We start from the raw sequence: 12,819 nt of genomic DNA, 5'->3' as shown, positions 1-12,819 counted from the left end.
CATTCACGCGGAGGCCGAGATCACGTCGCGCAACGTGTTCCTGGTGTCAGCATCGTCGGTCAAGGGAACGATGATCGTGGTCTCACACGCCTTTTCGAGGCTGATGCCGCATCCGATCAGCCGGCCGGCGTTGACCAGCATCCGGGTCGAGGCGCCCTCGTCGAGACCCTGGCCCTTCAGGTTGCGGCTGTGCTGGGCGATCTTCACCAGGAGATCGGCGAGGTTGGGCTCGATGCCGGCCTCGCGCGACACCACCTCGGTCTCCGCCGACCGGTCCGGATACCCGAAATCCAGCGCCGCAAAACGCTGCTTGGTGGATTCCTTGAGGTCCTTGATCGCGCTCTGGTAGCCCGGATTATAGGAAATCACGAGCTGGAAGTCGGAATGGGCGTGGATCAGTTCCCCACGCTTTTCCAGCGGCAGGACACGACGATCATCGGTCAGGGGATGAATCACGACGGTAGTGTCCTGGCGCGCCTCGACGATCTCGTCGAGGTAGCAGATCGCGCCAAGGCGCACGGCCGTCGTGAGCGGACCGTCGCTCCACACCGTACCCTGCGCATCGAGCAGCCAGCGCCCCACCAGATCGGCCGCCGTCATGTCCTCGTGACAGGCGACCGTGATGAGCGGGCGGCCGAGCCGCCACGCCATGTATTCGATGAACCGGGTCTTGCCGCAGCCGGTGGGGCCTTTCAGCATCACCGGCATGCGGTTCGCATAGGCTGCACCGAACAGTTCGACCTCATCCTTGAGCGGCCGGTAATACGGCTCCTCCCGGATGCGGTACTGGTCGAGCAGCAGAGCGGGATTGGACAAGCTCACGCCTCCCATGATCGCGCAGGCAACCGTTCGATTTCACGATGCGAGCAATTCCTTGAGCTTGGTGTCGATGAAGGCGACATCGACCGGGTTGGTTCCCGGCCCGCCCGCGAAATGCCCCCAGATCGACGGCACCGGCACGAACTTGGCGTTCGGCATGTTCGCCACTTCGATCTCGCTATCCTCCGGCGGGAAATAAAGGTCGGTCTGGCCCGGCATGACATAAGCCTTGGCCTTGATGGCCCTGAGCGCAGCCTTGAAGTCGCCATTGTAGATCTCATTGGCACTGATGTCGCCGTTCTGCCAGGTCCACAGCATGGTGAGCAGGTTGTTGGGATCCTTCGGCAGGAAGAAGCCTTCCCAGAACGCCACCAAAAAATCCTCCAGTGACGAATAGCCCAGCGTCTTGATGTCGAGCTGCTCGCGATAGAAGGCCTGCGAAAAGCCCCAGCCGGCATAGACCCGCGCGGCGGCGCGCAGGCCGCGGGCCGGCTTGTCGGTGTACCAGCCCTCCTTCCATGCGGCATCCGCCGTGAGTGCTGCCTTGACGCCCTCGAGGAACACGTAGTTGTGGCGCGAGCATTTGGCCGAGCCGCAGAACGGCGCCAGCAGGTCCATCATGTCGGGATAGAGCGCGCCCCAATGGAAGGTCTGCAGTGCCCCCATCGACCAGCCGACCACCAGACGGATGTGCTTGATGCCGAATTGCTCGGTCACCAGCCGGTGCTGGGCGCGCACATTGTCATAGGCCGTCACCTGCGGGAAACGCGGCCCGTTATACGGCTCCGGCGTGTTGCTCGGCGATGACGACAGGCCGTTGCCGAGCATGTTGGGTATGATGATGCAGTATTTTGCCGGATCGAGTGCCATGCCCGGCCCGATCAGCCATTCATTGTCGTAGTGCTGGCCGGAGTACCAGGTCGGATAGACGATCACGTTGTCCTTGGCCGCGTTGAGCTGGCCAAACGTCTTGTAGGCGAGCTTGCAGTCGCGGATGGTCGCGCCGCGCTGCAAGGTCAGATTGCCAAGATCGTAGATCTGATAGTCGACGCTCATTGATGCATCCTTTTTGCTTGATTGAGCCTGTCGCTTATGCGGGACGCGCCACCTTTTCGGCGGACGACTCCACCCGTGCGATCGCCCCGTACACGATGCCGGCGACCAGCGCGGCCGAGATCGCAGTGGACAGCCCCGGCATCAGGTTTTCAACTGCAAAGGCACACAGCGACCCGATGCCCCAGGCAATGAACGGCTTCGCACGCCAGTCCACGTCCGCCCGCGCACCGGCGCGCAGCAGGTACTGGTCGACCAGGATGATCGCACCGATCGGCGGCACGAGGATGCCGAGCAGCGACAGCCACTGGATGAAGAACGCCCAGACATTGCCAGCCGCAACGACGATGCCGATGGCGCCAAGTATCACGGCCATCAGGCGCATGTTGGTGCCCAGAATGCGCGACCAGCCGGTGGCCGCATTGTACAGGCAGTGCGAGCAGACCGAGCCGAGATTGGCGTAGAGGAAGATGAACGCGAGAATGCTGAGCCAGGTCAGCTGCTTGCCGTTCATGTAGCCGAACATGTTGTCGACGCCGAACGGATTGGCGTTCGGCACGGCGAGCGCCGCGGTCATCACGCCACCGACCAGCATCGCCACCAGATTGGCAAACGGAAACGCGCTGAAGGTGGCAAACAGCGACGCCCGTGGACTCGGCGCCCAGCGGTTGAAGTCGGCAGTCACCGTGCCGGCGTCGATGAACAGCGCGAGCACCACCGTGAGACCGACGCCCATCGACATGCTGGCCACGCCATTGTTGCCGGCATAGCCAAAGATCGCCGCCGATGTCGTGGTCGAGGCGGCGTCGGCCGCGACCCAGAGGCCGAGCACGACAAACAGCGGCACCGACGCCAGCCCGATATAGTGCAGGCCCTTCACGCCGACGAAGGTGATGCCGATATAGAGCACGCCGGCCACGATGGTCATCGCCACGTAATTGAGGCCGTAGGTCGAGGAGATCAAGGCGCCCGTGATGCCGGTCTGCACGGCGTACCAGCCGAGCAGCAGCGTCGACAGCAGGCCCGACGCCAGCACATAGCCCTTCTTGCCGAACACAATGCTCGCGATCAGCGCGAAGTTCATGCCGCGCCGGGTACCGATCAGGCCGAGCGCGCCCACATAGGCGAACATAATCAAATTGCCGACGATCATCGCTACCAGCGCATTCTTGAACCCCATGCCCAGCACGAGCAGCGATCCGGTCATCGCGCCGGTGATGATCATCGGAAAGCCCAGCCACACCATGGTGACCGAGAAGGCGCTGCGCCGGGCGTTCATCGGCACCGGCTCGTGCTCGAACTCATGACCGAGAAGGTCGTCGATCTGGCCCTCGGTCTGATGAACCAGCCCGCTATTCGATTGACTGCTCATGATATCGCCCCTGCTTCCCCTGTGTGGAAATGCCCGCCGTTGCCTCGAACCACGCCGGCGCGCAAACGTCGCGCCGGCGCCGATCGTCGATGTCGCCTAGCGATGCGCGACTTTCTGGTTCGGAATGCCCTCGATCGGACATTCGTCGGTCCCAACGGTCGGACGGGTCATGGCCTCGACCATTTCCCGCGTCCCCTCGGGGTCCGTGATCCAGTTCTTGTAGAAAGTGTAGGGGCAGACCGCGTGGCCGCGATCACCATCACCGGAGTTGATCAGGCCGGTATAGCCGCGGTGCATCAGCTTGAAGAGATGGTTCTGCGACTGCATGTTACGGCGGGCGTCGCGGATCAGCGACACCGAGAGCTGGGCGTACTGGATGCCGTTGTCCTCGGTGCCGCACTCGCCGAGCGTCCGGCCGTCGAAACCGATGATCGCGGAATGGCCGAAATAGGAATAGACGCCGTCGAAGCCCGAGGCGTTGGCGACCGCGACGTAGCAATTGTTGGCCCAGGCCATCGACTTCGAGATCTGGATCTGCTGCTCCTTGGCCGGATACATGTAGCCCTGGCAGCGGACGATCAGCTCGGCGCCGCGCATGGCGCAGTCACGCCAAATCTCGGGATAGTTGCCGTCGTCGCAGATGATCAGACTGATCTTCAGCCCCTTCGGCCCTTCCGAGACGTAGGTGCAATCGCCGGGATACCAGCCCTCGATCGGCACCCATGGCATGATCTTGCGATATTTCTGGACGATCTCGCCCTTGTCGTTCATCAGGATCAGGGTGTTGTACGGCGCCTTGTTGGGATGCTCCTCGTGGCGCTCGCCGGTCAGCGAGAACACGCCCCAGACCTTGGCCTTGCGGCAGGCGTCGGCGAAGATGCGGGTTTCCTCGCCCGGCACCGACGACGCCGTCTCGTACATCTCCTTGGAGTCGTACATGATGCCGTGGGTCGAGTATTCCGGGAAGATCACCAGGTCCATGCCCGGCAGGCCGAGCTTCATGCCCTCGACCATGTTGGCGATGTTGCGCGCGTTATCCAGCACCTGCGCCTTGGTGTGCAGGCGTGGCATCTTGTAATTGACCACGGCGACGCCGACCGTGTCCTTGCTGCTCGATATGTCTCCATGCAACATGTCTCGACTCCCTTTCTTGAACGATAGTTCCCGCTACACAGCCATGTGCAGCTGGATGAGATCATCGGTGAGCTCACCGATCGCGCCCTTGGCGACGACGCGTCCCTTTTCGAGCAGCGCGAAGCGGTGAGACGCACGCCGCGCGAACGCGACATTCTGTTCGACCAGCACGACCGTGATGCCGCGCTCGCGGTTGAGGCGGACGATCACGTCCTCGATCTGCTCGACGATGTTCGGCTGGATGCCCTCGGTCGGCTCGTCCAGCAGGATGACCTTGGGCTGGGCGAGCAGCGCACGCGCGATCGCAAGCTGCTGCTGCTGGCCGCCGGAGAGATTGCCGCCGTAGCGATTGAGAAAATCCTTGAGCACCGGAAACAGCTCGAGCACCCACTCCTCGATGCCGTTGGCCGATTTCGCGGCGAAGGTGCCGAGCGTCAGGTTCTCCCGCACGGTGAAGCGCGGCAGGATGCCGCGGCCCTGCGGCACATAGGCGATGCCGGCCTTGGCGCGCTGATAGGTCCGCAACGGCGAGATGTCGGCGCCGTCGAGCGACAGCCGTCCGGTGACGCGGTCCATCAGGCCGAGGATGCTGCGCATCAGCGTGGTCTTGCCGACGCCGTTGCGGCCGAGCACCGAGAGGAACTCGCCATTGCCGACCATCAGGTTGATGCCCTGCAGGGCGCGGCTGTTGCCGTAGAAGGCATCGACGTCGGTCAGCTCAAGCATGGCTGATGCCTCCCGATCCGAGGTAGGCGCGGCGGACTTCGGGATGCGCCTCGACCTCCGCCGCGGTGCCCTCGGCCAGCATATGGCCCATATGCATCACCGAGATGATGTCGCCGATCGCCTTCACAAAACCCATGTCGTGCTCGACCACGATCAGCGTGTGCTTGCCTTTCAGCCGCGCGAACAGTTCGGCGGTCTTGCGGGTTTCCTGCGCCGTCATGCCCGCGGTGGGCTCGTCCATCAGGATCAGCTCGGCGTCCTGGGCGACCAGCATGCCGATCTCGAGCCATTGGGCCTGGCCGTGCGACAGATAGGCGGCGGGCCGATCGAGCTGCTCGGTGAGCCCGACCAGTTCGGCAAGACGTTCAACGTCCGGGCGCCCGGAATTGCCGACATTCCAGCGAAGGTTGCCGAACACGGAGGTGCGGCGCGCCCGGGCCACTTCAAGATTCTCGGAGACCGAGAGCTCGCGGAACACGCTCGGCACCTGGAACTTGCGGCCAACACCGGCGCGAGCGATCTCGTATTCCTCGAGATTCTGCAACGCGGTGCCGTCAAAGCTGACGGTGCCGCCGCTCGGCTTGACCTTGCCGCAGATGATGTCCAGCGCCGTGGTCTTACCCGCGCCGTTCGGCCCAATCAGGCAGCGCAGCTCGCCCTTGCGGACGCTCATGTTGAGGCCATTGATCGCCTTGAAGCCGTTGAAGCTGACCGAGATGTCGCGTAGTTCGAGATGGGAGGTCATGTGCTGCCCTCCGTCTGGCCGACGCCTTGCGCAACACCACGGCCGGTGGCCTGCCGGCGTTGCACGATCCAGCGCACGACGACCTGGGCGAGGCCGGCGAGCCCCTTCGGCAGGAACAGCACCACGAGCACGAACAACGCGCCCATCACCAGCGTCCAGGTTTCCAGGAACGCCGCGGATTCCGACAGCGCACCCTGCATGCCCGCCACCAGCACCGCGCCGAGGAACGCACCGACCAGGCTCTGCCGGCCGCCGACCGCGCACCACACCACCACCGACAGCGAAATCTGCACGCCAAGGAAGGTCGGCGAGGCAAACTCCATCACCACGGTGTAGAGCATGCCGGCGAGGCCTGCGATCGCAGCCGACAGTGCGAACACGAAGATCTGGTAGAGCGCGACGTCGTAGCCGAAATAGCGCACCCGGCTCTCATGGTCGCGGATCGCCTGCACGATCAGGCCGGCTCTGGACTTCGTGAAGGCAAAGGCGACCAGCAGGCTGAGCAGCACGCAAGTCGCGACGAGATAGTAGGTCGCGCGGCCATAGGCATCGAACGCGACGCCGAAAATCTCGAGCTGGGCGAGATCGGTGATGCCGTTGAAGCCGCCGGTGTAGCTCTGCTGGTCGATGATCACGAGATTGATCACCACCATGGTGGCGAGCGTGATGATCGAGACATAGACGCCGGTCACACGTCCGCGGAACATGAACCAGCCGAGCGCCGCCGCGACCAGCGCCGGCACGAGCAGGCCCGCCGCGATGGCAAAGGTCAGCGAGCGGAACGGCTCCCAGAACCACGGCAGGTGCGCGACATTGTTCCAGACCATGAAGTCCGGAAGCCCGCTCGCCCCCGTATGCACCGGGACGGTCTTGAGCTTCAGCGCCATCGCCATGGCGTAGGAGCCGAGCCCGAAGCTCATCGCCTGGCCGAGGTTCAGGATGCCGCCGAAGCCCCAGGACAATCCGAGCGACACCGTGAGGATGCCCAGCACCAGATAACGCGCGACCTTGTTGAGCAGGAAGTCATTGTTGAGCAGCACCGGCAGCGCGAACACCAGCGCGCAGACGATGAGCAGCGGGGCAAGCTGCGCGATCAGGCGCTGCAATCCGCTGGAGGTAGTCGTATTCGACGGCATGAATGAGCGATCTGTCTCAGGCCCGCACGCGTGCGGTGAAAAGCCCTTCGGGGCGGAAACGGATGAGGACGACGATGGCGAGCAGCACGATTGCCTTTGCCACCGTGTCGTTCTGCAGGAAGGCAATGCCGCCGGAGAGCTCGCCGAGGATGAAGGCGCTTGCCACGGTGCCGGCGAGGCTCTGCACGCCGCCGAGCACGACCACCATGAAGGCATCGACCACATAGCCGGTGCCCATATCGGGCGACACGCTCTTGAGCGGCGACACCAGTGCGCCGGCAAGGCCCGCAAGTCCGGCACCATAAGCAAACGTCAGCGCATAGACCCGCTTGGCGTTGATGCCGAACGAGGCGGCGACCGAACGGTCCTGGATGATCGCCCGCAACTTCATCCCGACCGTCGTGCGGTTCATGAGCAACCACGTCGCCATGAACAGCGCGATCGACACCACGAACAGGAACACCCGATACGACGATATCGGGATGCCGAACACGTTCATGCTGTCGGACAGCGCCGGCGGCAGCTGCACGTAGCGCAGCTCGCTGCCGACCATCAGCCGCACCGCCTGCTGCAGCATGATGCCGACGCCCCAGGTCGCAAGAATCGTATCCAGCGGCCGGTTGTTGAGCAGGCTCAGCACATAGCGTTCGATGACCCAGCCGAACGCGGCAACCACGAGGAAGATCGGAACCAGGCTCGTCAGCAGACTCCACCCGAAATAGGTGTGAAACACCCAGGCGGCGTAAGCACCGAGCATCACGAACTCGCCATGGGCGAGATTGATGATGCCCATCGAACCGTAGATGATCGACAGTCCCAGCGCGACCAGCAGCAGGATCGACCCGATGCTGAGGCCCGTGACGATTTGTTCGATGAATTGGTCCACGTCGGGATCCGCTCTTCAATGTTGGTGCGCCTGCCCCTCGCACGCATGCATGCGAGAGGCACATTTGCTGCGGGACGCCGGCCGCCGGCGCCGCACGCCAACGGCCTTGGTCAGCCCCGGTCGTCAGCTCTTCTCGACCAGGCCCTTCTCGGTGCAGGACTGCCCGGGATAGGCCGCGTAAGGTACGGGCTTCAGCCATTCCTTGGATTCGACGAGAATCTCGAACTGGCCGTTCGACTTCGCTTGGGCGATCTTCGGCCATAGCCAGGTGTGCAGGTTCTCCGACTCGATCTGGACCTTGCCCTGCGGCGCAATCATTCCCTCGCCCTTGACCGCGTCGCGAATGTTCGGCGGCGTCAGGTCGCTGGTCGCAAGCTTCTCGACCGCCTGTTTGAACAAATAGGTCTGGAAGTAGCAGGCCTCCGACACGAAATGCGTGACCTTGTCGGCGCCCCAGCGCTTCTTGTAGGCCGCGACGAACTTCTCGTTCTCCGGCGACTTGTGCACCATGAAGTACGGCGCCGAAGTGAAGTGACCGGCGGCAGCCTCGCCGCCCATCGCCGCGACCTCATTCTCGGACGTGGTGAGGCTCGCCATCGGCATCTTCTCGGGATCGAGGCCGGCAGCTCGATACTGGCGATGCAGCGCGACCACGGAATCGCCGACCACGGTGGAGAAGATCACATTCGGCTGGGTCGAGCGGATCTTGTTGATGACGGAAGAGAATTCGGAATGGCCGAGCGGCACATATTCTTCCGCAACGACCTCGCCACCGAGTTTCTCGAGCAGCTTCTTGCAGTAGTTGTTCTCTTCCTTCGGGTAGATGTAGTTGGAGCCGATCAGATAGAACTTCTTGCCGAACTTCTTGACCAGCCAGGGCACGAACTCGTCCTGCTGCTGGTTCGGCACGGCGCCGGTGTAGATCACGTTCTTCGAGCACTCGCGGCCTTCATAGAGCGTCGGATACCAATAGAGATTGTTCTGCCGCTCGAACACCGGGAGCACCGCCTTGCGGCTCGCCGAGGTGTAGGAGCCGAACACGCTGACGCATTTGTCGCCGACGACAAGCTTGCGGGCCTTCTCCGAGAAGGTCGCGGGATCGGACGCAGGATCCTCGACGATCGGCACGATCTTGCTGCCCTTGATGCCGCCCGCGGCGTTGATTTCCTCGATGGCGAGCAGCGTCGCCTTGTTGAGCGATTCCTCGATGATCGCGGTCGTTCCCGTCAGCGAGAACAGCACGCCGACCTTGATTTCGCCGCCCGCGGCGTAAGCGAGGTCGGCGTTCTTGATCCAGATGTGCGGCAGTCCGGCGCCGGCAAACGCGCCAAGCGCCGCGGTATTCCTCAGCAAAGTCCGCCGTGAAATGCTCATCCCTAGGAGCTTGTCTGGATAGTCGCTGTTCAAATCTGGTCGGGTCTGATTCAACATTGGGCGATGAGCAAGTATTTTCGGCCTTGGAACATCGATCAGACGCTGCTTCTGCCGCCGAATGTGCAGGACTTCGTGCCGAAAGGCCATGTCTCGCGGTTTATGGTTGATCTGGTGCGGGAGAGCCTCGATCTCAGGGAGATCATGGGCAGCTATGTGAGCGGGCTTGGGCAGCCGCCGTTTGATCCGCGGATGATGGTGGCGCTGCTGCTGCATAGCTATGCGAGTGGGCTGTATTCGTCGCGTCGGATTGCCAAGGCCTGCCGGGAGCGGAACGATTTTGTGATGATCGTGGCGCTGGATGCGCCGGATTTTCGGACGATCAGCGACTTTCGCAAGCGACATTTGAAGGCGCTCGGCGCGCTATTCGTGCAGGTTCTGAAGTTGTGCGAGACGGCCGGGCTGGTCAAGCTCGGTCATGTCGCGCTGGATGGTACGAAGATCAAGGCGAACGCGTCGAAACACAAGGCGATGAGTTATGAGCGCATGAAGAAGCGCGAGGCGGAATTGAAGGCCGAGGTCGCTCGCATGCTGGCGGCCGCCGAGGCGGCGGATGCCTCGGAGGATGAGACTTTCGGCAACAGCGACGAACTGCCGGACTGGACCGTCGACAAGCAGAAACGGCTGGCGAAGATCCAGCAAGCGATGGCGGCGCTGGAAGCGGACGCCAAACTGGCGGCGGAGGAAGAGCGCCGCATCGAGGCCGAAAAGGAACAGCAGCGCCAGGCCGAAGGCCGCAAGAAGCCGGGCAAACCGGCGGCGCTGCCATCGGAGGAACCCAATCCCAAGGCGCAACGCAACTTCACCGATCCGGAAAGCCGCATCATGAAGTCGAAGGATGGCTTCGTTCAGGCCTATAATCCCCAGGCGGCCGTCGATGCACATGCCCAGATCATTGTCGCGCAAGAACTGACCCAGCACGGCAGCGATCAGGGCCAGTTGGTGCCCCTGATCGAGGCCATCGAGAGCAATCTTGGCCGCAAGCCGCGGCAGGCCTCAGCGGATTCCGGCTACTGCAGCGAAGCCAATCTCGAAGCGCTCGACACACGCAGCATCGATGGCTATGTCGCGCCCGGACGCGCCAAGCACCCGACAGTAGCGAACGGAAAAGTCGGCGGCCCGCTGACACAGGCCATGCGAAAGAAGATCGACGATGGCGGCTTCGAAACACCCTACCGATTGCGAAAGCAAGTGGTGGAGCCGGTGTTCGGGCAGATCAAACAGGCAAGAGGCTTCCGCCAGTTCCTGTTGCGGGGCATCGAGAAAGTGCGCGCCGAGTGGACAATGATCTGCACCGTCCATAACCTCCTCAAGCTGTTCAACCTCGCAAACGCAGCCTGAGCCTGCTACTCTACAACAAATGCCCGTCACGAAAACATATCTGGACGGGCTCCTAGCTCCCTTCAGGACTGAAAAAACAAAAAGCCCTCCCGATGCGCGCTTACGCGAGCATTGGGAGGGCTTTGTTGCCGGTTGTGTCGAAGGCGGCGCTGTCGCCGCCGGCCCCGCTATTGGGGCTTACTGTTGATGATCGTAGCCAAGCAGTTCGAACGAGTCAACAATCGCCGCAGCGACGGCGCTCGCCGACACCCGACGATCCATCGCCTGTCGTCTGATGAAGCCATAGGCTTCGGTTTCCGGCATCTGCCGCGTCGCCATCAGGATGGCCTTGGCGCGTTCCACCGTGCGCATCGAGCGCAGATTGTCGTCAAGCTTCTCGATCTTGCTGCGGAGCCGCCGCTCATAACCAAATTGGCTGCGCGCCAGCACAAGGCTCGACAACACCGCATTCTGCGTGAACGGCCGCGGCAGAATGGCGTTCGGCGTCGCATGACACAGCGCGTCGGCATGAACGGTCTCCGTCGCCGGCAGGATCACGACCAGCGCCGATCGCGCATCGCCCGGAATCCATGGCAGACGCCGCGCCAGATCAGGTGAATATTCGCAGTAAACCACGTCGGCATCGGCGGGCACGCTCTCCGGCATCGGCCAGACCTGACGCACCCGCATCCGGAACCGCTGCAACTCGCGCAGCAACATGCCGACCTGATCGTCGACCGGCGCGACCACCACCGCCGACAGATCGGCAAGTTCCTGAACCATGGTCTTGCGCCCGCCGACGTCTCGGCTCAGCGTCGGCTTACGCGACATTTCGTTCATTGGACGCTTCCTGTTTGCGTTGCACGACCGTATCCGATCAGGAACGGATCGGCATGCACCGGCTCCTTCGACTGGCTGACGATATCGAACTGCCCAGTGCGATTGGCACGCCCGATCCGGGTCCACAGATCAGTATGCCCCGACATCGGGTTGACTGTCACCGCCCCTTGCGGCGCATCAAAGCTGGTGCCGAACACCATGGAGCGCAGCACTTCTGTGTCGAGCGAATTGACCTGTTCGAGCGCCTTCGCGAACAGATGCAGCTGGAAATAGGACGATTCGGCGCACATGTTGGTCGAGACGTCGGCGCCGAACCGCTTCTTGAAGCGCTGCACAAATGCGTTGTTGGCACTGCCCTCGACGCCTTGGAAATAAGATGCCGCCGTGACGTGCCCCGCGCCGACGTCGAAGCCCATGGCCGCAATTTCGGCTTCCGTCGTGGTCAGGCTGGCGATCGGCACCCGCTTCGGATCGAGCCCGACATTGGCGTAGGCTTGATAGAGAAACACGGTGCCTTCGCCGACGACAGTCGAGAAGATCACGTCGGGCCTGACGCGCTTGATGTCCTGGATGATCGGCACAAAGTCCTGCCAGCGCGCATAGACATTGACATAGCGCTCGCCGACCACCGATCCGCCATTGGCCTTGAGCAATTCGCGCATCACGCGGTTGGATTCGCGCGGATAGATGTAGTCCGAGCCCACGAAGTAGAACCGCGTTCCGAACGTATCCATCAGATAGCGGCACAGCGCGAGGCTGTTCTGGTTCGGCGAGGCGCCGGTGTAGATGACGTTCGGCGATGCCTCGAAGCCTTCGTAAAGCGTCGGATACCAGAGCAGGCCGTTGAGCCGTTCGACCACCGGCAGAACAGCCTTGCGGCTCGACGAGGTGTAGCAGCCGAAGATCGTGCTGACCTGGTCCTCGACCATCAGCCGCTTGGCGTAATGGCCATAAGCGGCGGAATCCGAGCCCGGATCGTAGGCAACGGGAACCAGCTCACGGCCGCAGACCCCGCCCGCCTCATTCACTTCCTCGATCGCGAGTTGCGTGCCCTGATACTGGGTCTCCTCGATCACCGACATGAAACCGGTTCGCGAGAACAGCACTCCTATCCGCCACGGAGCGGACGTCGTTTGGGTAAGGTTCGACATGATCAGGCCCTCAACAGAGTTGGAGGGACGAGAGGGATTATTGTTCTTGTTGCTCTCGAACAGCTTTGCCGGCGGCGCAAGATTGCATGACATCTGCCGCGAGACAAGGACCCCGGCCGCTCATCCTGTCAGCGGAGCTGACGCGAAACCGGGCAAGTGGATGTCTTAAGACCTGATCATAGGTGCAACGGTTCGCGAACCATCTA

12 protein-coding genes are annotated in these 12,819 nt (G+C 62.6%); 1 reads left to right on the top strand and 11 read right to left on the bottom strand.

Annotated features, from left to right (window positions below; all coding sequences use genetic code 11):
- Positions 1–3: 3 nt before the first annotated feature.
- The 9 genes from HAP54_RS31560 to HAP54_RS31520 all read right to left on the bottom strand — a co-directional run bounded on the left by HAP54_RS31560 (position 4) and on the right by HAP54_RS31520 (position 9,245).
- Positions 4–816: a CbbQ/NirQ/NorQ/GpvN family protein gene (locus HAP54_RS31560; protein ID WP_283843181.1), complete on the bottom strand. Its 813-nt coding sequence runs from the start codon at positions 814–816 to the stop codon at positions 4–6.
- 39 nt (positions 817–855) lie between these two features.
- A complete protein-coding gene (locus HAP54_RS31555; protein WP_166294106.1) occupies positions 856–1,875 on the bottom strand; it encodes an alpha/beta fold hydrolase in 1,020 nt (339 codons plus the stop codon).
- Positions 1,876–1,909: 34 nt separating this feature from the next.
- Complete coding sequence (locus tag HAP54_RS31550) at positions 1,910–3,244, bottom strand: purine-cytosine permease family protein (RefSeq protein ID WP_166294104.1); 1,335 nt, start codon at positions 3,242–3,244, stop codon at positions 1,910–1,912.
- A gap of 96 nt (positions 3,245–3,340) precedes the next feature.
- Positions 3,341–4,378: an aliphatic amidase gene (locus tag HAP54_RS31545; protein WP_029080622.1), complete on the bottom strand. Its 1,038-nt coding sequence runs from the start codon at positions 4,376–4,378 to the stop codon at positions 3,341–3,343.
- A gap of 33 nt (positions 4,379–4,411) precedes the next feature.
- Entirely contained in the window at positions 4,412–5,104 is a 693-nt protein-coding gene (gene urtE / locus HAP54_RS31540) for an urea ABC transporter ATP-binding subunit UrtE (protein WP_029080623.1), read from the bottom strand.
- Positions 5,097–5,849, bottom strand: a complete 753-nt coding sequence (gene urtD / locus HAP54_RS31535) for an urea ABC transporter ATP-binding protein UrtD (protein ID WP_166294102.1) — start codon at positions 5,847–5,849, stop codon at positions 5,097–5,099. Before urtD ends, urtE begins: the two co-directional genes overlap by 8 nt.
- On the bottom strand, positions 5,846–6,985 hold the full coding sequence (gene urtC / locus HAP54_RS31530; RefSeq protein ID WP_166294100.1) for an urea ABC transporter permease subunit UrtC: 1,140 nt from the start codon (positions 6,983–6,985) through the stop codon (positions 5,846–5,848). Before urtC ends, urtD begins: the two co-directional genes overlap by 4 nt.
- Before the next feature lie 16 nt (positions 6,986–7,001).
- The gene (urtB, locus tag HAP54_RS31525) at positions 7,002–7,871 is read right to left on the bottom strand and encodes an urea ABC transporter permease subunit UrtB (protein WP_029080626.1); all 870 of its coding nucleotides are present in this window, start codon (positions 7,869–7,871) and stop codon (positions 7,002–7,004) included.
- Between the two features lie 123 nt (positions 7,872–7,994).
- Positions 7,995–9,245, bottom strand: a complete 1,251-nt coding sequence (locus HAP54_RS31520; RefSeq protein WP_175619249.1) for a transporter substrate-binding domain-containing protein — start codon at positions 9,243–9,245, stop codon at positions 7,995–7,997.
- A gap of 63 nt (positions 9,246–9,308) precedes the next feature.
- Between HAP54_RS31520 and HAP54_RS31515 the strand changes: the two genes are divergently transcribed.
- Positions 9,309–10,643 (top strand): IS1182 family transposase, encoded by a 1,335-nt coding sequence (locus tag HAP54_RS31515; RefSeq protein ID WP_166294098.1) that lies wholly within the window; start codon positions 9,309–9,311, stop codon positions 10,641–10,643.
- A gap of 177 nt (positions 10,644–10,820) precedes the next feature.
- Here HAP54_RS31515 and HAP54_RS31510 read toward each other — a convergent pair whose 3' ends face one another.
- Together HAP54_RS31510 and HAP54_RS31505 are read right to left on the bottom strand one after the other, a co-directional pair.
- A complete protein-coding gene (locus HAP54_RS31510; protein WP_029080628.1) occupies positions 10,821–11,462 on the bottom strand; it encodes an ANTAR domain-containing response regulator in 642 nt (213 codons plus the stop codon).
- Positions 11,459–12,613 carry a transporter substrate-binding domain-containing protein gene (locus HAP54_RS31505; RefSeq protein ID WP_210297516.1) on the bottom strand — a complete coding sequence of 385 codons (1,155 nt, stop codon included), beginning with the start codon at positions 12,611–12,613 and terminating at the stop codon, positions 11,459–11,461. The genes HAP54_RS31510 and HAP54_RS31505 overlap by 4 nt, the downstream gene beginning before the upstream one ends.
- Positions 12,614–12,819 lie beyond the last annotated feature (206 nt).

Origin of the sequence: Bradyrhizobium sp. 2S1, from assembly GCF_011516625.5 — a bacterium.
Lineage (GTDB): Bacteria > Pseudomonadota > Alphaproteobacteria > Rhizobiales > Xanthobacteraceae > Bradyrhizobium > Bradyrhizobium septentrionale.
The sequence above is the reverse complement of the archived record's forward strand: the minus strand, read 5'-3'. Positions and strand labels throughout refer to the sequence as shown.

Coding starts and splice junctions, on each gene's coding strand:
- HAP54_RS31555 (WP_166294106.1), bottom strand. CDS start 1,875: ATGAGCGTCGACTATCAGATCTACGATCTTGGCAATCTGACCTTGCAG.
- HAP54_RS31550 (WP_166294104.1), bottom strand. CDS start 3,244: ATGAGCAGTCAATCGAATAGCGGGCTGGTTCATCAGACCGAGGGCCAG.
- HAP54_RS31545 (WP_029080622.1), bottom strand. CDS start 4,378: ATGTTGCATGGAGACATATCGAGCAGCAAGGACACGGTCGGCGTCGCC.
- urtE (WP_029080623.1), bottom strand. CDS start 5,104: ATGCTTGAGCTGACCGACGTCGATGCCTTCTACGGCAACAGCCGCGCC.
- urtD (WP_166294102.1), bottom strand. CDS start 5,849: ATGACCTCCCATCTCGAACTACGCGACATCTCGGTCAGCTTCAACGGC.
- urtC (WP_166294100.1), bottom strand. CDS start 6,985: ATGCCGTCGAATACGACTACCTCCAGCGGATTGCAGCGCCTGATCGCG.
- HAP54_RS31520 (WP_175619249.1), bottom strand. CDS start 9,245: ATGAGCATTTCACGGCGGACTTTGCTGAGGAATACCGCGGCGCTTGGC.
- HAP54_RS31515 (WP_166294098.1), top strand. CDS start 9,309: ATGAGCAAGTATTTTCGGCCTTGGAACATCGATCAGACGCTGCTTCTG.
- HAP54_RS31510 (WP_029080628.1), bottom strand. CDS start 11,462: ATGAACGAAATGTCGCGTAAGCCGACGCTGAGCCGAGACGTCGGCGGG.
- HAP54_RS31505 (WP_210297516.1), bottom strand. CDS start 12,613: ATGTCGAACCTTACCCAAACGACGTCCGCTCCGTGGCGGATAGGAGTG.